Genomic DNA, 18632 nt, shown 5'->3' on the forward strand with positions numbered 1-18632 from the left:
GTTTGAGATTGGTCTTGACCTGGATCGTGACAGGCTGCAAGGACTTGTCCGAAATTTTGTGTGTGAGGCATAGTGTGGCTGAAAGGAGCCTCGATGCCTCGCAAGACGAACACGACGAAGGACCTCGCCCCGGCGCTGCCGGTAAGCCAGGAATTGTTGGACCAGTTGGTGCCTGGGCCGCTGACGCCGGCACAATTTGAGACTCTGTTCCGGGGCCTGAAGAAGGCGGTGCTGGAGCGTGCCCTGGGGGCGGAGCTGACGCATCACCTGGGGACGGAGCAGGCCCCCGGCGCGCCCCGTGGCAACCACCGCAACGGCACGACGCCGAAGACCGTACTCACCGACGAGGGGGCAGTGCGGCTCGAGGTGCCGCGGGATCGGAGCGGGACCTTCGAGCCGCAGTTAATCGGCAAACACGAGCGGCGCTTCACGGGCTTTGATGACAAGATCATCGCCTTGTATGCTCGGGGGATGACCGTCCGGGAGATCCAGGGCTACCTGTCCGAGATGTATGCGGTGGAGGTCTCGCCCGACTTCATCAGCACCGTGAGCGAGGCCGTGCTGGCCGAGGTGACGGCCTGGCAGAGTCGGCCCCTGGAGCCGCTGTACCCCGTCGTGTTCTTCGATGCGTTGCGGGTGAAGATCCGTGAAGACGCGGTGGTGCGGAACAAGGCGGTGTATCTCGCGCTGGGCGTGCGCGCCGATGGGACGCGGGAGATCCTGGGGCTGTGGATCGAGCAGACCGAAGGGGCAAAGTTCTGGCTGAAGGTGTTCAACGAGCTGCGCACCCGTGGGGTCATGGACGTGCTCATCGCGGTGGTGGATGGTTTAAAGGGGCTCGCCGAGGCGATTGGCACGGTGTTTCCACAGACCACCGTGCAAACCTGCATCGTGCACCTGATCCGCAATTCACTGGACTACGTGAGCTGGAAGGACCGCCAGGCGGTGGCCGCCGCAATCCGGCCGATCTACACCGCGCCGACCGAGGCGGCGGCTCACGCCGCGCTGGACGCGTTCGAGGCCGGTCCGTGGGGGACCAAGTATGCGCCCATTCGCGGCCTGTGGCGACGGGCCTGGAACCACGTGACGCCCTTCTTTGCGTTCCCCCCGGAGGTGCGGCGGATCCTCTACACGACCAATGCCATTGAGTCGGTGCACATGCGGCTGCGCAAGATCATCAAGACGCGCGGTCACTTCCCGACCGACGAAGCGGCGACCAAATTGCTGTGGCTGGCGCTGCGCAATATTACGGCCGGCTGGAGCCGGGCGACGCGGGACTGGAAGGCGGCGATGAATCAATTCGCCATCCTGTATGCAGAGCGGTTCAATCCGAGTGTGGCGTGAAACTAACCCGCCTCACACACAGAAAATCTGACAGGCCCGGCTGCAACATAGCAGGTGAATACGCGACAAGATCAATGCCAGTGTCGGTGCTCATGGGCGCTGACTCGACGCCAAGAAGCAGCAGCCGATACTGAACGAGCAACTCGCCACACTTGCCGATCTGTGCCGTACTTAACGCCACTGCCGCGACTCCTTCTTTGGCACCCAACATTGTTTAGGCCGATCCGTATAAGAACCGGATCTGCCAATGTCTGTCCGCATAACACGCCACAACAATTCGTGAAGAATACGCCATAGCTGGTACCGCTTCAATGAGTTGCGACTGGGGGCTGTCCTAATTAGGACAGTTGGAAAGACACATGAGGACACAGGAGTGGGCACGAGAAGACAAGGGGGCAGTAGCGTGCTAGACGGGGAGAAAGTGGCGAACAATGACCTGGGAAATGTTCTGAAAATCGCGGTCTGAGGTGAGGATGGGAAGCCCGTGCTGCATGGCGCTGGCAGCAATCCAGATATCGTTAGCGTAACCGGGGTGCCGGCCTTTTTCAACGCCACGCGAATGGTCGCGTACCGTTCCGAAGTCTCTTCGTCCACGATCAGCACGCTGACGTGCGAGGATTTCAGAACATTCGTAACTCAGGCTCATTGCTTTCGCGTTTACTCCCCTGGAGAAAGTCCGCGCGAAGCTCTCCGAGGACAATCGGACTGAGCCATATCTCTTCGGCTTGAGGAAGGATCTCAAGCACCTCGGGGTGTGTTTGCTTGAACGCGATAGATGCGGAGCTATCCAGAAGCCACCGGGTCATTTCCAGAGCTCCGGATCAATCGTGCGTTGCTCGGCAATGAAGGCCTCGAGGGCAGCGGCCTCTTCCTTCGTCCAGGTTCCGGCGAGGTGATCCAAATCATGATAGCGGACCGGCGATTTCTTTTTTCCCTTCCCGCCAACCGATTCTTCCAACAACTCGATGACCGTCTGGTCGGCTTCGTCTTGGCGAAGGTGACCAGGATTCTTCTCACGAGTGTATCGGACTGCCTTGCATTGCATTTCCCGCGCTGGCAGAAGCAACTGTCGAATGTGACCGAGATTGGCAACCTTCGCGTCAAGCGCCCATACCGCCGGGAGTTTGCCCTGCAATCGATACTTCCTGGCTTAGCCATCAAGGGCTGGTTGTTGTTCGGAGAGGCAAATCTGCTTCGGGTGGCACTAGGCTAGGAAAGAGGCCACATCTTAGCTCGTGTGCGCCAAGTTACCTCAGAATGAGGTTGTCAAAAGGCGATCGATCACGCCTTGGATATGTGCGAGATGTGTGAGCGCATCCCGCATGCTCCGCTGGCCGGCTGCTATACATGCCTCGTGACGTCCATGCTGTGGTGCAGGACACGCACGATCCGAATCCCGTCGTTCTTGGCAAGGTAAAATACAATGTGGGACTGATGCCCAAGCTGTCGTAATCCCGGCGCGAGTTCATCGGCCTTGCGCCCCTGTGTCGGCTGTTTCGCGAGCATCTCGAACCGCTCGTGCAAGCCCAAGAGATAGACCCGCGCCTGTTCCAGTCCGAAATGAAGGATCGTGTATTCATAGATGCCATCGAGATCGGCGGCGGCTTTCGACGAGAGGCTATAGACGGCCATTCGCCCTCAGTCGCGTTTCCACTCCCTCCATGATTTGCGACACGGTTCGGTCGCTGGCGCCACTGTCCAACCCTTCCTGAACGGCTTCCTTCAACGCCTGAGATTTAGCACTGTCTTGATCGCGCCGGATCAGATCACGGATATATTCGCTGTCGTTCGTGAAGCCGCCGCGCTTGATCTGGGCTTTGATCCACTGATCCTGCTGTTCCGTGACGGTAATGGTCTTTCGTGTGGTTCCCATGGTGCGACCTCCACTATGTTCATACTATTGGTGCACTTTACCACTCTTTCGCCCACCCTGGAAGTTCTTGTTTTGTGACCCGCCCAGGAGCGGAGCGGAGGCGATCCCTACTAGCAGGATGCGGAAAAAGTCCGCCAGCGGCGTTCTCGCGTCGCTCAGCGGCTCACCGTACCGCAAGAGTACGATTCGCCCCTTCGCTTGCTGCGGCCTTGCTGGACGGCCTTTTTGCGCATCCTGCGGATGAGTGCGAGACCAATGCGGTACAGGAGTGACTGATCGCGTGTTGCTCAACCATCGAGTCTTTCCGCAGCCTGCTGGACGAGCGCCGCAATTCTTTCGTGTGAAATGCCAGACTTCACTCATATATGTGTAGGGCCTCGCAATCAGCTAAGGCCGATGGCCTCCCGTCAACAGGCCTGCGGCCTAACGAGTCTGTAGAAGAAGCCTATTTCAGAAAATTCGACCATTGAAAACAATGGGAGTTTCTGTGTCGAGACTTTCAAAATTTCTGGTTTTTCTCCAGTCTCAACCTCGTCGCTGAGCGTCTGCTTTCTCATCTTTCCAACTACCGCTTTGGGTCGATCGCGGACACTGACTGACAGGTCGAGTCTCAAGCACTCCAGTTGATTCCTGCCTCTCCGTACTTGCCCAATAAATCAAGAACAGGAGCTGCAGCGATTCTTGAGGTCGGCCGCGTCGGGCCTCAGTTGCGGGAAAGAGTGTGTACGGTATGCGTGTTGTTTCTCGGTGGCGGTCGGGGTTGCCGGCGTCCTTCAACCGGCAAGCAATGTGTTACGAAGCGAATGAACAGATGTTCATCAGCTTCATTGCGCACGTTGCATGGGGATGAGTCATTCGAAGAAGGGTAAAAATCAGGGCGGAGGCAGGGTCAGAGAGCTTTTCAGCAACAGTGGAGATCTTGGAGAGGTTTCAGGCTTCCCGCTTGGCACCTGCGGGCCTGCTCACCACCTCTGCGCTCGACCTCGGTTCCCGTCTCTGTTCCTCTCACCGAAGCCTCCGCTCACTTATTGGATAATGCTGTTTTGGGCGAGGTCAATGGGGGCTCGTGCCCCAGTGGCCTGCCGGGCGCCTGTGGCAATTTAGGGCAGGCCTGAAATGGAGATTCAACCATTGCAGCGGCTTATGCGTGGCATAGCCTATGCTGCTTTGTAATACAGGAGGCGCGCTCTTGCGCCGGCGACGAGTGAGCTGCTGAGGGGTGACGATGCGATGGTTGGCGGCCCTCTCGCAAGGAAGGAGGGCAAGATGCGGATCTCATATGACAGCACGCGAACGATGGCACGAGGCCTCATGCTGACCTGCGTGCTCCTGTTATTGGCCGGGGGGTGGAGTACGGCTGCTGCGAGCGAGCAGGACTGGCTTGATGCAATGGTCCGGGCGGTCCTCGTGGAGCAGGCGAAGGAAGGAGGGAGCGGTCACCCGTTCGCCCCCTATCTCGGACAACTGACAATGGTGCGCGCGCACCTCATCAACGGCGAGAGTGAGGCGGTGTACCGGGCCATGAATCGGTTCATGGAGATGCTCCAGGCACGCGAAGAGGGGATTTCCGACGAGGCGGCGGACCGCCTGTTCGACTATTGTTATCTCGTGACGCCGGCGCAGTATCACGATGTCTCTCGTCACCTCAACCGGCTTAGCAGGCAGGAGGTTGGTCCGCCGTCGGCCTGAGTTGCCGCACGCGAGGATGTACACGTCATATCCCACAATCCACTGGTTAGGGTTCGAGGGGGTTGTGTGGAGGGAGTCCCCTGCAAGAATGAGTAGGTCGCATTGACCTACCCGGAGGTCTCGGGATGGGTGGCCGTCTCGCTCGCGCGAATCCTCGAATTGGATCTCAGGGTCTCACGTCTTCGCTTTCTCTTCGCTCCCCCTCCGCTCTCTCAGTCGGCGCAACAGTTCCTGGAACGACGACTCTACGATGATCTTGCCGAATTGACTGCGATAGTTCATGACCAGACTCACTCCATCGACAATCACGTCATAGGCATACCAGGTACCGCCTTTATTCGTCAGCCGATAATCCATCGGAAAGTCCAGCTTGTCGGACACCAGTCTGGTTCGGACTTCGGCGTATCCGTCGACCGTGCGCTCAGAGAGATAGACCACCCGCTCGCCTGCGTACCCTTCGATCCTGGCCGCATACTGGTCCGACAGAAACGCTTTGAAGAGCTGCACGAACTCCTGCCGTTCCGAGGGGTTGAGCGGTTTCCAATGGGCGGCGAGCGTCCGTTTCGACATCTCTTCGTAGTCGAACCGCTCGGCGATGATGTTCTCCAGGAGATGCCGACGCTGCGTCAGGTGGCCGGGGCCTTTTAATTGCTGGTCGTCGAGGATGTGAAAGACCGCGTCGAGTGTCTCGCGAACGACGGCGGTCGGAGTGGCGTGCTCCGGCGCCGCCTGTCCGCTGCCGGCCGGTGTCCAGCCGAGGATCAGGCTGATGAAGACCGCGTTGATGATGCCGGAGAGGCGTATGGTGTCGTTCACCGTGAGGGCTCCGATGTTGATACCGACGTACGACATGGAACAGTCACCTCGTAGGATGAAAACCCTCGCTTCTTGTGGAGCGCTATAACCAGGGAGCAGCAAGTCGCATACCTTCGCGCGTGCCTGTCCCCTGCAGGGATGTAAGCCCATACGAATTTGCATTGCCGCGAGCTGGAATGTTGTCGAGTCACAATCTGCGTTGGGGGCGGATACCTCACTGCTCACATCTCCACTGGTGCGAATAGCGACAGAGGAGGCCGGTGGGGATGGATAGGGAGAAGGCGAAAACGTGCCCGAGCTGCGGCGGCACCACGGCCCCGATCAGTCATTCTGCGGGTAGGTCTTTGAAGAGATCGTCGAGCATGTGAGTCCACAAGCGCCGGGCGATCTCATCGAAGGGGATACGGAACTCGCGAACGTCCTCTCCGGCGAGGGTGGCCTCACCGGATGATTCCCAGACGATCTCGCTCGTTCTGGTGTCCCACAGTTGCAGGCTCATGCGGAGCATGGTGACGCGGGTTTGCAGGACTCGCAGACCGAAGAAGGAAAAGCGCCCGGACATGGATTGGTTGAACGAGGCGAGGCTGGGTTGAAAGACATAGTTGGTGTGAATGGCCTGTCCGATTTTCTGGAGCCCCGCCCGATTAAGGATACCGGTTCTGACATAGTCGGCCACCATAGCGGCATACTCTTCCCCCAACTCTCCCCGGTTGATACGGTTCAACGCTTCGTGGACCGGCAGAGCCGTGATCAGAGTCGGCCGCTGATCCAAGGCACTCGACAATGAGCGGGAGACCTGATGGGCAAACCCCTCCAATCCGAATCCCACCACCGCGTTCAGGACGGCAACCTGCTCGTGCTTCAGCGTGGCCGGGTCAAAGGAGGTGGCCTTGGGGCGGAATGTCGTTTCTTCTCCCCACTGTTGCAGAGGCCCGATACAGCCGGCTGACAGCAAGAATCCCGCGAGCAGTAGCACCCATACGACTGATGGCCCCATGCGTCTCACCCGGACGGTTTCCCCCCTCTCTTGCGATGGCGAGTTCATCACCGTGATTGCCATACAACAGATGCAATGATTGGTCCCGCATCCAGCGGGAGTTCAGGTGAGGAAATCCGCTACAAGCGCTTCGCCATGATGCTGCGAAAGGGCCCAGGCATGAACTCGATAGCAGGGATGCCGGAGTACCCTGTATCGGCGGCGCTACTCGTGCGGACGTTCCATAGCGGCGAGTTTGCTGAACAAACGGGCCGTCGATCCGATAGCTGGACAGGCGAGACTCAGCAGGCATCGCGATTGCTCACTCGACTGCATGGTACGGGTGATTGAAACTTGTGAGGAGGACAGTATGACGTGGACCATGCCGGATGCATTGCGGCTACTCGAGCTCTTCCATCAACGGGATTATGCCCAAGCCAGACCTCATCTGTACGTGAAGTCGTTGAAGTCGGATAGCTGGGTCCGGCCCAAAGGAATGCGAGTCATTCCGTCAAACCTCGACATCGAAATCCTCGGCCTGGAAAGCGAGCAATGGGAAACGATTCCCTTCAAGGATGTGAGTTTTGGACTGTGGTAATTCCAAAGGGTCGGAATGAAAAGAACACTATCCGCATCGGGGTGGTGGGATTCGGAAAAGTCGGACGGGCTTGCGCAGAATTGCTGCTCACGAGCAAGGACCTGTTCCTGGCGGCCATCGTTCGACGCCTCGACAGTCTCGCTCAGCCGTTGCCGGAGGTGTTCAGCAAGATTCCGGTCGTGTCGCACACGGCGCAGGTGCACGAGATGGATGCGGCGCTGTTGTGCGTGCCGATCGACCAGCTCGAAGGGGTTGCCCACGGCTGTCTCCAGCATGGTCTCCCGATCATCGAATGCGCGCTCTTGCACGGAGAGGCGTTTCAAGCACATCGGGAAGCGATCAACCGGTTCGCCACTCGTTTCGATGTTCCGGCCATTGTGGGTGCCGGATGGGATCCAGGCGCGTTGTCCGTCATGCGCTCCCTGTTCGGGCTCCTCGCTCCGGAGGGCGAGAGCGAGATGAGGCATCGGGTGGCCGCGAGCCTTCATCATACCGCGATGGCCCGCCGGGTGGCCGGCGTCAAGGACGCGCTTTGCACGGAACAGGTTGCGGCAAACGGGGCGCGGCAACGGTATGTCTATGTCGAGTTGGAGAAGGGGGGCGCGGCGGATCGCGTGGCCGCTGAGATTCGCGCCGATCCGCTCTTCCTCGGAGAAGAGACGCTGGTATTTCCGGTCGACAGTGTGGCCGCGCTCGAGCAGGAAGGGCGCGGGGTCGCGCTTGAGCGGCGGAGTGCGCCGGGGCGTGCGGGGCATCAGCGGTTTCTCTTTGAAGCCCGCTTCGACGAAGCCATTCTCACGGCACACATGATGCTGGCTGCCGCCCGGGCGTTGCCGGGGTTGAGCCCCGGCGCGCATTCCCTCCTCGATCTGCCCATGAGCGCCTTGTGGGGAGAGCAGGCACAAACCGCCGAGCGAATCTGGTTATAGCAGGATGCGGAAAAAGTCCGCCAGCGGCGTTCTCGCTTCTCCCGCTGCGGCCTTGCTGGATGGCCTTTTTGCGCATCCTGCGGGTGATCCTGATACCGACACGGCGCACGAGTTGATCATAACGTATGGCGCCACAATCGAGGTTTTCCGCAGCCTGATAGACCCAAGCGGGTGCGGCAACGTCATAATCCCGAAGAAACACGAAGGAGTCTGTGATGCCGTTCGAACTTGCCTGTAGCGCGTTCAAGGAGGGGGAACTCATTCCGAAGAAACACACGTGTGAAGGCGAGGACCTGTCGCCCCCATTGCGCTGGAACCATCCCCCGGGGGGCACGCGAAGTTTTGCGCTCATTGCCGACGATCCCGATGCGCCGGGTCGTACATGGGTGCATTGGGTATTCTACAACATCCCGTTGGATCTCCGTGGCCTGGCCGAAGGGATTCCGACTCAGGAGACATTGCCGAACGGGGCGCAGCAGGGCCTGAACGACAGCCAGGAAATCGGCTATGGCGGGCCATGTCCACCGCCCGGGAAACCGCACCGGTATTACTTCAAGTTGTATGCGTTGGATTGCGAGTTGGCGCTCAAATCGCGGGCCACAAAAGCTCAGGTGGTCGAGGCGATGCAGGGGCATGTACTGGCCGAAGCGTCCTTGATGGGTCGGTTTGCGCGATAGAATCGGGCCTCTCGTTTTATGGCTGTACGACCGGGGCGGGGTCGGCGCCTGTCAGAGGCCTCGTGGAAAAAGGAGGGTCGAGGCATTCCATCGGAACGGCGGGCATGCGGCCGATTCGACGAAGCGTCTCCGCAACCCTGGCTGGTTGGCCCCAATCACTCCAGAGGACATCCTGCAGCTCAACGACGACCGCGGACTCGGCGGCCTGCTGGAGCAGGGTGGTCGACACATTGTACGCGGGCATGTCCTTGTAAATGGCGTCGAGAACCTCTGCCTCCTGCGACTGGCCGATCACGCTTCTGAGCCGTTCAAAGCGGCGCATCACGTCTGGGAAGCAACGCGTCCCCACCTGCCACAACAATTCGGCTCGCGCGGCAAACACAAAGGTATTCCACAATGCGCCGTGGCGAAACGCCTTGACAGCCTGGATCCGGCTGGGCTTTTCCATAAATGAATGGACCTCGCATATCGGTGCCTCCTCCGGCGAGGAAAGCGCGGTGCCGGGGAGGATCCATCCATATTCCATTTCGAGTCGATCCGGTCGGATCCCCAGCAGAACCAGTCGATCGGGCATGGTCTCCGCCAGGCCGGCCATGCGGCACACGGCCGCTAGAAAACGGTCTTCCGGATGGATGAAGTGGTCGGAGGCAAAGATGACGACCGTCGCGCCGGGGGCCCGGGCATGAATGTAGGTCAAGGGGAGAAAGAGTCCCGCCGCCGTTTCGCAGTTGCGTGGCTGGTAGATGACCTGCCCGATGGTTCGCCCCTGTAGCTGTGTCAGGATTTCGTCGCGATGATCGCGCCCCACCACGGCGACGATGCGTTCCGGGGCTGTCACCAAGGCCGCGCGGTCCACGGTATGCTGAAATATGGAGCGGGAGCCGACGAAGGCGCAATACTGTTTGGGCCGGTTGAATCCGAGCCAGCGATGAACGAGTGGCTGCATCCTGGTGCCTTCGCCTCCCGCAAGGACGATGGCCCAGCGGGAAGGGGATGGGTGTTGCTGATCCATGACGTTCCTTTGACTGAGTTTGGTGGTCAGGGAGCGGAGGGGCACTCAGGCAACAATCGATTGTCCGAAACTTGCAGCACAGTGCAAGGCGACTCATAGGCAGTGAAAAGCAAGAGCGAGGCCAGCAAAAGTGAAGAGGCTTGCAGGCGGTATCTGCGCATAAACGCACAACGCTCTCTGTGTTCCCGTTTCTGTGGTCCGGTGGAGGTGTGGGGAACTCCGCGACAGAACCGGATAGTCGGGCTGTAGAGAAAAGTCCCAGGTCACTGCCATGGATGAGAATGCCACAGGAGAGAAAGAGCCGATTCTGTGGGAAGGCGCTGCGGCCTGGAGTCAATTCATCTGGCTCTATCTGATCGTGAGCATCATGATGCTGCGGGTTGCACTTCTTGTGAGGTCTTCCCTGTCAGGATGGAGTGGTTGGCTGGTCGGCGCGATCACGTTGTTGGGAATCGCCGCCGCATTGCGCCGGTGGGGGCGGTATGTCGTGACAAGCCGACGAGTCGTGCTGCGGAACGGCTGGACGGGACGCGACATTCAATCGATCGAGTATCGGGAGATCCGCGAGATCTCCATCAAGCAGGGGCCGCTGGCTGATCTGATGGGGATCGGGACCGTGGTCGTTCGAGGTCGGCAGGACGACGCGATGATTCGTTTCCCTGGAGTGTTTGATCCGGAGGATGTGAAACAACGGATTCAGGCCGCGCTGGCGAGGCGATCGGCCTAAGGAATCATCGGTAAGACCGATGCAGATTGCATTGACCGGCGATGTGATGCTGGGACGGATGGTGGATCAAGAGGTGATCCGGAACCAGTCCCTCCGGCCTGAGGCCGTCTGGGGCGATGTGTTGCCGCTCCTGCTTGCGGCGGACCTTCGAGTCATCAACCTGGAATGCGTCATTAGCGCACGCGGGCGAGAATGGCGTCCGCAATCGAAAGCGTTCCATTTCCGTGCCCATCCGAGAGCGATCGACTGTCTCAAGTCGGCAAGCATCGATGCGGTGACGTTGGCCAACAACCATGTTCTCGATTACGGGGCGGAGGCCTTGCTCGATTGCCTTGGACTACTCGATCGGGCCGGCATCACGCATGCGGGGGCCGGCCGGAATCTGGCGACAGCGATGGAGCCGGCATTCTTGTCGTCGACCGGGAGCCGGGTTGCAGTGCTGGCGCTGACCGATAATGAGCCGGACTGGGAAGCCGCCGATGTAAAACCGGGAGTCGTCTATGTGGCCTACGACCGTAGGGGACTCAAGGAGCCCTATCGAGCGCGTGTGGCGGACGCGATCAAACGAGCCCGGCGTCAAGCCGGTCTTGTGTTGGTCAGCGCCCACGTCGGACCTAACTGGGGTGCGCCGTCAGTTGAGATGCGGGCGTTGGCTCATGAACTGCTTGATCTGGGAGCCGATCTCTATTGGGGACATTCCAATCACAGTCCTCAAGGGATCGAACTCTACCATGGGAAGGCGATTCTGTATTCGAGCGGCGATTTCATCGACGACTACATGGTGGATGAGAATGAACGCAACGATCTGTCGTTCCTGTTCGTCCTTGACGTGGAGCCAGGCCGTGTCGCGCGCATTCGGCTTCATCCCGTTCGCATTGAGCATTGCCGCGTGAGGCTCGCCCGGCACCAGGACGCCCTGTTTCTCCAGAAAACCATGCAGGCCAAGTGCGCCGCGCTGGGCACGCCCATCGCGTTTCACGACGGCGTCGGTTCAGTGACCATCGGATGAATCAGCGAGTCGTTCCCGGCGGCGCGGGAGGGGACGGGCCGCTTAGTAGGGGTTCTTGCCGGGAGTGGTCTGGCTTTGCCGGAGGCTGGCGAGATAGGCCAGCAGGTCTGTGATGTCCTGGTCGCTTAGCGTGGTGTCGGGCAGCATGCCACTTCCCGGATGTCCCTCACGAATCGCCCGGAAGCGGGCTTTGTTGTCCTTCAGGGTCAGCGCGGCGCGATTGCGAAGATCGGGAGCCGTGGCGGACAGCTTTGCGATAGCGGCCGCCGTGTCAGGCTTGAGTGAAGGCTTCTTGTCGAGCACTCCGTCCACGCCGTGACAGTAGTGACAGATGCCCTTGCCGTTGAAGAGTGCCTGCCCCTGTCCGGCATTCCCCTTCATGACGGTGCCGGTGTCGGCCGCCTCTGCATCCCTGCCGGAAGCAGTGGAGAGCAGCATGACGATCAGCATCAATCCATAGAACAGCCGGCGTGCGTGCATGGTGTCTGTCCTCAAGGTTGAAGGCCCCCGGGCAGTATGCCGCGATGGGGTCTGGAACACAATGGTGTGGATGGGGAACGCTGGAGGTGCACCTGCCACACTGCCCCCTATTGCCCCTGTATGCTGGCGATGTGTTGGGGACGCGTGCCACAGGCTAGGCCCTGCCATCCCGATCCCTCCCAGCCGCAACAGCCCTTACGGCTTCGATATTAAAGCGTCATCGGACTCTCCAGGTACCGCCTGAAAGATGGCAAAACACTTGCTTGGGTCAGGACCTGTTCAGCGAAGCGGAATCTGCTCCATCGTGATCCATACATGGTGACATCCGTGCGTGGTGAAATGTGGGGAGTGATGTGATGGTGTGTACCGATCACAGAGATGATCGATGTCGAGTCCTCCTTGCTGATGACCAGCTGATTGTTGCAGCAGGGGTTCGGGCATTGATCGAGCCGTCTTGTGATGTCGTTGGGATAGTGAAAGATGGCCGGTCGCTTCTGGTGGAGGCAGAGAGGTTACGTCCGGACGTGATTGTGATGGAAGTGCTGCTGCCGTTGCTCAATGGTCTGGATGCGGCACGGCAGCTCACCAAACTGGCCCCGGAGAGTGGCCTGATGTTTCTGACGGTTCAGGAGAGTAGCAGGATGGTGGCCGATGCGTTTAAGGTCGGCGCGTCAGCCTACCTGCTCAAACGGTCGCCTGCATCTGAATTGAGTCAGGCCATCAGCGCCGCACAACGGGGAGACTACTTTCTGACCTCACTCCTCATTAAGGACATGATGGTGACCAACCAGAGCGACGCGACAGGTGTGTCTGTCTGCACGTCAGTCTCCTCCCTCACGCCGCGTCAGCGAGAGGTGCTGCAACTCATCGCGGAGGGGCGAGGGACCAAAGAGGTGGCCACGATGCTCAACATCGCGGTGAAGACCGTCGAGTTCCATAAATTTCGCATCATGGATCACTTGAATCTCCATTCCACCGTCGCGCTGACCAGGCATGCCATTGCGGAGGGTCTGGTCAGTCCATAGCGAGAACGGTGACCCGGGCTCTCCCTTCTGCCGGATGCCTTGATATAATCATGCGGTCATCTGGTAGCCTTGCTCTCCGAGGGCGGCGGGTGAATCACATCCGGTGTGAAGGAGATCGATCATGAAATCAGTACGAGGTGAGTCAAGAACATCCAGGAGCGAGAAGAATGGAGCCACTCCCGACCCAGTCGCGCGGAGAGCCGCGGCGGGCCGACGGGAACAGCATAAAGACGCCGTTACTGCCGCCATGGAAGAGTCGCAGCGCCGAGGATCCGCTGGCGCTGCGCCGCAGGTATCTGCCGCGTTGATGCGTGCGGTAGAAGCAGTGAAGCGTCAACAGAAGAAGCAGGGCATTACCCAGGAATGGGATTTGGCCCAGCGCCGGACGGAGACGGAAGACCCGACGGAGTTTGCACGCGCCTTGGGCCGGGCGGTTGAAGCGGCTGAGCGCGCCAGAAAAAAGCAAGTCATCACGCGAGCAATCGCCAAGTCCCAGCGAGGCTGAGATGACTCGGCGTATTGCGGCTAGCATGTCGCGTATGCTCCGAAAGAGAGGGCCGCTCGCGAAGGCCCTCAGTCATGGGCTCTGAGTCCCTGAAAGCCTTTCACGATTGACGCTTCACGTCTCCGCGCAAGGATCCGGAAGACATGGGGCCCTGCCTGTCTGCCCGTGTGGGGTGAGCTCAAGTAAATTTCCCAGATTCCAATATTCCAGCCTTGGGTATAGGCTCATGCCACTTTGACTTCCAGCTGCCCGGTCTGTGCGGGAGGGATATGCATCGGCCACATGTGCATTGGCCTGTCGCGCTCTGTCTCCTGGCGAACCTCCTGGTGACCCACGTCGGGGATGGCCTCGCCGTTCAAATCGAACCGAATCCCAATCCCGACGGCAACACGATTACTATCACTCCGTCCACACCTCGCGAAAATCTTGTCCCGTTCACCAATGTGGGCACGATCAATATTCAGCCCTCTGCGTCGTTGTCCAATGCAAATCGATTTGAAAACTCCGGGGCGGTCTTTAGCGCCGGTACCATCACGAATTCAGACGCATTTATCAACAACAGAGTGTTCGCCCTGCAGGAAGGATCGCAATTTAATAATCTGGCGTCCGGTCGCTATAGCGGTGGCTTAGGTTCCATTGGCATTGCGGGCACCTTTGTGAACGAAGGCGCCGTCACGCACAGCCTTGGCCACATTATAGTCGGGGAAACAGGGCAATACATTCAGCGGCAGGCTGTTGGTTCGTTCGTCACGCCAACTACGGTCACCCCTGATGCGCCTTTTACCAATGCGGGGCGGGTGCACATCGTCGCCGGTGACTTCACCATTGATCCTATTAGCGTTCGTGCGGCTTCGGCGACGTATGATCAATCCTCCACCGGCACGACGCAGATCGACGCGAAGCTCCAAAACACCGGCGGTCACGTGAGTAACGCGGGCATGATCAGGATCGGGGCAACCGGCGAGTATCGCCAGGAAAGTCCCCTATCTCCCTTCATGGCCGGCAGCACCACGAACACCGGCACCTTTACCAATGCCGGGATGACGAACATCTACACCGGCATATTCGAGAATAGGGGCGGTTTTACGCATGTGGGAAGCGTGCACATCGGTGAACACGCTTCTTTCACCAATACCAGCAGTGGGGTCTATCATCCGTTTCCTGGTGGGACGACGAGAATTGACGGGACTTTTGTGAACAATTTCGCCGTCCAGAATGGGGGAGCGATCACCGTGAGCGTGACGGGGGTGTACAGTCAGGTGGCCGGTCTATCACCTATAGGCACGGGTACCGGCCAGGGCGGAACTTTTACGAACGCGGGCCGGGTGTATATCGGGGAGGGTACAGAGTTCCGTAGCGGAGTGCTGGCGGACCGCCCAACCTCGTCCGGGCAGTATATGCAACAGGCGAGCGGGACGACCCTGATCGACGGCAGCTTTGACACCCGTGGGTATGTCACGAATGAAGGCGCGATGACGGTGGGGGCGACGGGGCAGTATCTCCAGGCGCGCGGAGATAGCACCGGACTCCCGTTTGCATCGACCAGCAACACCGGCACTTTTACCAACGCGGGGATGGTGCGCATCGGCGAGGGGACGTCCTTCAGCAACTTTCCGAGGCTGGAGCATGGCTCACCACCTCCAGTTGGAGGACATTATATTCAGCAGAGCGGAGGGACGACCCAGATCGATGGCTCGTTCTCCAGCTTTGGTGGTCGCGTGACCAACGAGGGGGCGATCACTGTCGGGGCGACGGGCACCTATGGCCAGACGCGCTCTGGCGCAGGGGTCGGTGCGACCCCCGCGACCGTCAACACCGGAACCTTCACGAATGCGGGCAACACGCTCGTCAACGCGGGTACTTTTACGAACCAAGGCAGTGTGGTGAACTCCGGAACGTTTCAGGTTGCGGTCAATGGCGTGGCTACGCTGATCAATCACGGCACGGTGGTGAATTCTGGGACGTTCGAGGTCGGAGCTGGTGTCGGTGCCGTTGGAGGAGTGTCGGGTACCGGCACTTATCTGCAAAATGCCGTGGCGGCTGAGACGATCGTCAACGGGACGTTTGCACACAATATCTCTCTGCAGGCGGGCGCCTTGACCGGGACCGGGACGATTCAGGGAGCGGTCCAGAATAGCGGAGGACTGATTCTGCCAGGCAATAACGGGTTGGGAACGCTTACGATTAAGGGGCAATACGCCCAAGGGTTTGGCGGGACATTGGGCATTAACCTGGCTGGTTTGAATAGCCATGGACTTCTCGCGGTGCACGGGACAGGAACTGCAGTCGCGTTGAATGGGTTCCTCACGATAAGGTTGCTGAACGGGTTTTCGCCGTCATTGGGCAATACCTTTGGCGTCCTGACTTGCACCGGCTGCGCCATGAGCGGAACTTTACTCGGGTTGTCGCTGCCGGCGCTGGCATCCGGCTTAGACTGGTCCGTGCGAGTGGTAGATGCGCTCGGCACGTTACAACTTGCAGTCGTCTCCGGACCCGCGACCTCTGCGCCCGAGCCGGCTACGCTGCTGCTAGTGGGTATCGGATTCGTTGCGCTGGTAGGGTGGCGGCGGAGGCAGGCAAGAGCTCGTTCTGCCCTAACCGTTGTTTCTTAGCGGTCAACCCTTTGCAAGGGGATTGAGGCGGAAGGGCCTGAATCAATTCCGATGGCTAGATGGCTGTTGTGTCTGTCCTTCATTTTCTTTTCTGCCTTTCTCATCTCCTGCTCCGAGGCTCCCTCAGAACGTGCTGCCAGGCACGAAAGCCGTGGTGACAGGTATGTGGAACAGGAAAAATTCCGCGAGGCGGTCATCGAATACAAGAACGCCGTGCGTGCGACTCCAGACAATCCCGCTATCCACTGGAAGATCGCGAAGGCGGCTTCACAGGTCGGAGATCCTTCCACGATCTTCACCTCCCTCAGTCGGGTCGTGCAACTTGACCCGACTGATTTCGAAGCCCAATGGTCCCTCGGCGATTTCTATCTGGCCGGAGGCAAAACCGACGAAGCTGCGACGCTCGCTGAGAGATTACTCGCTGCGCGTCCTCAACACCCCGCCGGCTATCTCCTCCGTGCTGGTCTCGCCCTGGGTGCAGATCGGGTCGAGGATGCGATCGGGCTGCTGAAACAAGCAGCAGAGCTCAATCCCACGATGGTCCGCCCCCTCCTCACGCTCGCGAACATCTACTTTGCGCAGCAAGAACTGAAGCAGGCAGCCGGGTGGTACGACCGAGCGCTTAAAGTGGCTCCGAGCTCTGCGGATGTACGCGTTGCCAGGGGGCGTTTCCTATTTGCGACAGGAACCACTGATGAGGGCCGCAAGGAGTTTCGGAAAGCGGTCGAGCTGAGTCGAGATCAGGAACAGATTCGGCTCGTGCTCGCGGAGCAGTATGTCGCGCTCGGCCGATGGGATGATGCCGAGCTGGAAGTGGTCGGTCTCATTACCGACATGAACTCCCACAACGCGCGCAAGGCCCTCGCAGAGTTGAAGCTGACCGTCGGTCAAGTCGCCGAGACGAAACCCCTCATGAAGGCCATTCTCGAGGCCGACGCACATGACCCGGCCGGTCTCTATCTCAAGGGCCGCATCGCGCTCGCTGAGAATGATTTGCTTCAGGCGATCAGCCTGTTCGAAGAGACCATTGGTCGAAATGCGGCCTTGGCAGGACCTCACCTCTATCTTGGCCTGGCCCGTTTGGCGCAGGGCCGGGCGGATTCTGCACAAGACGAACTCCGTGAGGCAATCCGCCTTCAGCCCGATAACGAGGCCGCACACCTCACTCTCGCGAAGCTGTATCTCGCGCAACAGAAGCCTGCTGAGGCTGAGAAGGAAGCGTGGCAGGCGTTGCGATTGAACCCCGCCAACCTGGAAGCTGCCGTGCTATACGGCGATGCGTTCGTCTTGGGGAAAAACTGGACTAAGGCCGAAGAGGTGTATGGAGCGATCGTCAGGCAGCTTCCTGGTCAACCGATTGGTTATGTGAAGATGGCAGCGCTCCGCAAGCTGCAAGCAAGGCCAGCCGAGGCCGCGCAACTCTTCTCCCAAGCCCTTTCGCATGCGCCTGATGATCTGATTGTTCTGCAGGACTACCTGGTCTCACTCGTGGAGTCGAAGCAGGCTCAACAGGCAGATCGCGTGCTCGATCAGTATCTAACCAAAGCCCCGCGTGACCCGAATCTCTGGAGACTGGCGGGTCGGATGTACGTCTCTCAGGGGAAGACCGATCAAGCAGAGCAGGCCTTCCGGAAGGCGGTCGACTTCGCGCCGGCTCTCGCCCTCGTCCACTATGAACTCGGCCAAGTGTATCTCTTGCAGGGAAAGTGGCCGGCGGCTGCGTCGGCCTTCCAGACTGCCCTCAACAAGGACGAAACCAATTCGGAGGTCCATACGGCGTTGGGCCTGGTGTTGGCTTCGCAGGGGCGGGTTGATGCGGCGAATGTGCACTATAAGCGGGCCTTCCAGCTCAACCCTCAAAATGTTGTCGCTGCCAATAATCTTGCGGCCAGTCTCAGCGAACAACAGGACTTGGACGACGCGCTCGGGTTTGCGCGCGATGCGTTAGCGTTGGCTCCTTCTAACCCGGCGATCAAAGATACGCTCGGATGGGTGTATTACAAGCAAGGCCGGTTCGACAAGGCCTATCCGTTCCTCGCAGAAGCTTCGGCGGCTCTTCCACAACATCCGGTCGTTCGTTACCACCACGCGGTGGCCCTTGCTAAGATCGGGAAGCAGGAGGAGGCCCTGTCCGAGCTGAAAACTGCCCTGTCACTCCCGGGCGGTTTCCCGGAAGCCGATCGTGCGGCGCGGATGCTGGCGGCGAACAAGGTCGAAGAGTAGCAGGATGTTGAAAAAGTCCGCCAGCTTTGTTCTCGCATCGTTCAGCTCCTCAACGTACGGCCACGGGAAAGAAGCCTGTCTCGGCAGGCTAGGGGTGGACGGTAGGAATGATGTGGCGTCGCCTCCAGGACACGGCC

Annotated in this window: 19 protein-coding genes; 12 read left to right on the plus strand and 7 right to left on the minus strand. The window is 59.5% G+C overall.

Translation table 11 applies throughout. The features are described from left to right. Window positions 1-93: 93 nt before the first annotated feature. On the plus strand, window positions 94-1344 hold the full coding sequence (locus tag NSND_RS16035) for an IS256 family transposase (protein WP_080877471.1): 1251 nt from the start codon (window positions 94-96) through the stop codon (window positions 1342-1344). Window positions 1345-1750: 406 nt separating this feature from the next. Here NSND_RS16035 and NSND_RS21520 read toward each other — a convergent pair whose 3' ends face one another. After that, the gene (locus tag NSND_RS21520) at window positions 1751-1990 is read right to left on the minus strand and encodes a PIN domain-containing protein (protein ID WP_200810544.1); all 240 of its coding nucleotides are present in this window, start codon (window positions 1988-1990) and stop codon (window positions 1751-1753) included. Window positions 1991-2119: 129 nt separating this feature from the next. Between NSND_RS21520 and NSND_RS21525 the strand changes: the two genes are divergently transcribed. Further along, the gene (locus NSND_RS21525; protein ID WP_200810545.1) at window positions 2120-2557 is read left to right on the plus strand and encodes a hypothetical protein; all 438 of its coding nucleotides are present in this window, start codon (window positions 2120-2122) and stop codon (window positions 2555-2557) included. A 128-nt stretch (window positions 2558-2685) separates the two neighbouring features. Here NSND_RS21525 and NSND_RS16055 read toward each other — a convergent pair whose 3' ends face one another. Further along, entirely contained in the window at window positions 2686-2976 is a 291-nt protein-coding gene (locus tag NSND_RS16055) for a type II toxin-antitoxin system RelE/ParE family toxin (RefSeq protein WP_080879952.1), read from the minus strand. After that, window positions 2963-3217 carry a type II toxin-antitoxin system ParD family antitoxin gene (locus NSND_RS16060; RefSeq protein ID WP_080879953.1) on the minus strand — a complete coding sequence of 85 codons (255 nt, stop codon included), beginning with the start codon at window positions 3215-3217 and terminating at the stop codon, window positions 2963-2965. Before NSND_RS16060 ends, NSND_RS16055 begins: the two co-directional genes overlap by 14 nt. A 1266-nt stretch (window positions 3218-4483) precedes the next feature. On the opposite strand from NSND_RS16060, the gene NSND_RS16065 reads away from it, so the two are divergent. Beyond that, entirely contained in the window at window positions 4484-4906 is a 423-nt protein-coding gene (locus NSND_RS16065) for a hypothetical protein (RefSeq protein WP_143833585.1), read from the plus strand. Between the two features lie 174 nt (window positions 4907-5080). Here NSND_RS16065 and NSND_RS16070 read toward each other — a convergent pair whose 3' ends face one another. Both NSND_RS16070 and NSND_RS16075 read right to left on the minus strand, forming a co-directional pair. Further along, window positions 5081-5758 carry an MlaC/ttg2D family ABC transporter substrate-binding protein gene (locus tag NSND_RS16070; RefSeq protein ID WP_080879955.1) on the minus strand — a complete coding sequence of 226 codons (678 nt, stop codon included), beginning with the start codon at window positions 5756-5758 and terminating at the stop codon, window positions 5081-5083. 289 nt (window positions 5759-6047) lie between these two features. Continuing rightward, a complete protein-coding gene (locus NSND_RS16075) occupies window positions 6048-6719 on the minus strand; it encodes a hypothetical protein (RefSeq protein WP_080879956.1) in 672 nt (223 codons plus the stop codon). A gap of 349 nt (window positions 6720-7068) precedes the next feature. On the opposite strand from NSND_RS16075, the gene NSND_RS16080 reads away from it, so the two are divergent. From NSND_RS16080 to NSND_RS16090, 3 genes are all read left to right on the plus strand, one after another. Continuing rightward, window positions 7069-7296 (plus strand): hypothetical protein, encoded by a 228-nt coding sequence (locus NSND_RS16080; RefSeq protein WP_080879957.1) that lies wholly within the window; start codon window positions 7069-7071, stop codon window positions 7294-7296. Continuing rightward, complete coding sequence (locus tag NSND_RS16085) at window positions 7290-8225, plus strand: NAD(P)-binding domain-containing protein (RefSeq protein WP_080879958.1); 936 nt, start codon at window positions 7290-7292, stop codon at window positions 8223-8225. Before NSND_RS16080 ends, NSND_RS16085 begins: the two co-directional genes overlap by 7 nt. A gap of 215 nt (window positions 8226-8440) precedes the next feature. Beyond that, a complete protein-coding gene (locus NSND_RS16090; protein WP_080879959.1) occupies window positions 8441-8902 on the plus strand; it encodes a YbhB/YbcL family Raf kinase inhibitor-like protein in 462 nt (153 codons plus the stop codon). A gap of 16 nt (window positions 8903-8918) precedes the next feature. Here the strand turns inward: NSND_RS16090 and NSND_RS16095 are convergent, their stop codons facing one another. Continuing rightward, window positions 8919-9914: a sugar phosphate nucleotidyltransferase gene (locus NSND_RS16095; RefSeq protein WP_080879960.1), complete on the minus strand. Its 996-nt coding sequence runs from the start codon at window positions 9912-9914 to the stop codon at window positions 8919-8921. A 271-nt stretch (window positions 9915-10185) separates the two neighbouring features. Between NSND_RS16095 and NSND_RS16100 the strand changes: the two genes are divergently transcribed. Next, window positions 10186-10641, plus strand: coding sequence for a PH domain-containing protein (locus NSND_RS16100; RefSeq protein WP_080879961.1), 456 nt, complete (start codon window positions 10186-10188; stop codon window positions 10639-10641). Between the two features lie 19 nt (window positions 10642-10660). Next, the gene (locus NSND_RS16105) at window positions 10661-11650 is read left to right on the plus strand and encodes a CapA family protein (RefSeq protein WP_080879962.1); all 990 of its coding nucleotides are present in this window, start codon (window positions 10661-10663) and stop codon (window positions 11648-11650) included. 42 nt (window positions 11651-11692) lie between these two features. Here the strand turns inward: NSND_RS16105 and NSND_RS16110 are convergent, their stop codons facing one another. Next, window positions 11693-12130 carry a c-type cytochrome gene (locus NSND_RS16110; RefSeq protein WP_159450828.1) on the minus strand — a complete coding sequence of 146 codons (438 nt, stop codon included), beginning with the start codon at window positions 12128-12130 and terminating at the stop codon, window positions 11693-11695. 356 nt (window positions 12131-12486) lie between these two features. Here NSND_RS16110 and NSND_RS16115 point away from each other — a divergent pair, with 356 nt between their 5' ends. The 4 genes from NSND_RS16115 (at window position 12487) to NSND_RS16130 (ending at window position 18495) form a co-directional block, all read left to right on the plus strand. Then, on the plus strand, window positions 12487-13155 hold the full coding sequence (locus NSND_RS16115; RefSeq protein ID WP_080879964.1) for a response regulator: 669 nt from the start codon (window positions 12487-12489) through the stop codon (window positions 13153-13155). Between the two features lie 121 nt (window positions 13156-13276). After that, window positions 13277-13660, plus strand: coding sequence for a hypothetical protein (locus NSND_RS16120; protein WP_080879965.1), 384 nt, complete (start codon window positions 13277-13279; stop codon window positions 13658-13660). A 269-nt stretch (window positions 13661-13929) separates the two neighbouring features. After that, the gene (locus NSND_RS16125) at window positions 13930-16272 is read left to right on the plus strand and encodes a PEP-CTERM sorting domain-containing protein (RefSeq protein WP_080879966.1); all 2343 of its coding nucleotides are present in this window, start codon (window positions 13930-13932) and stop codon (window positions 16270-16272) included. Between the two features lie 51 nt (window positions 16273-16323). Beyond that, window positions 16324-18495: a tetratricopeptide repeat protein gene (locus NSND_RS16130; protein WP_080879967.1), complete on the plus strand. Its 2172-nt coding sequence runs from the start codon at window positions 16324-16326 to the stop codon at window positions 18493-18495. Window positions 18496-18632: the final 137 nt, after the last annotated feature.

It is taken from the genome of Nitrospira sp. ND1 (assembly GCF_900170025.1).
GTDB lineage: Bacteria > Nitrospirota > Nitrospiria > Nitrospirales > Nitrospiraceae > Nitrospira_A.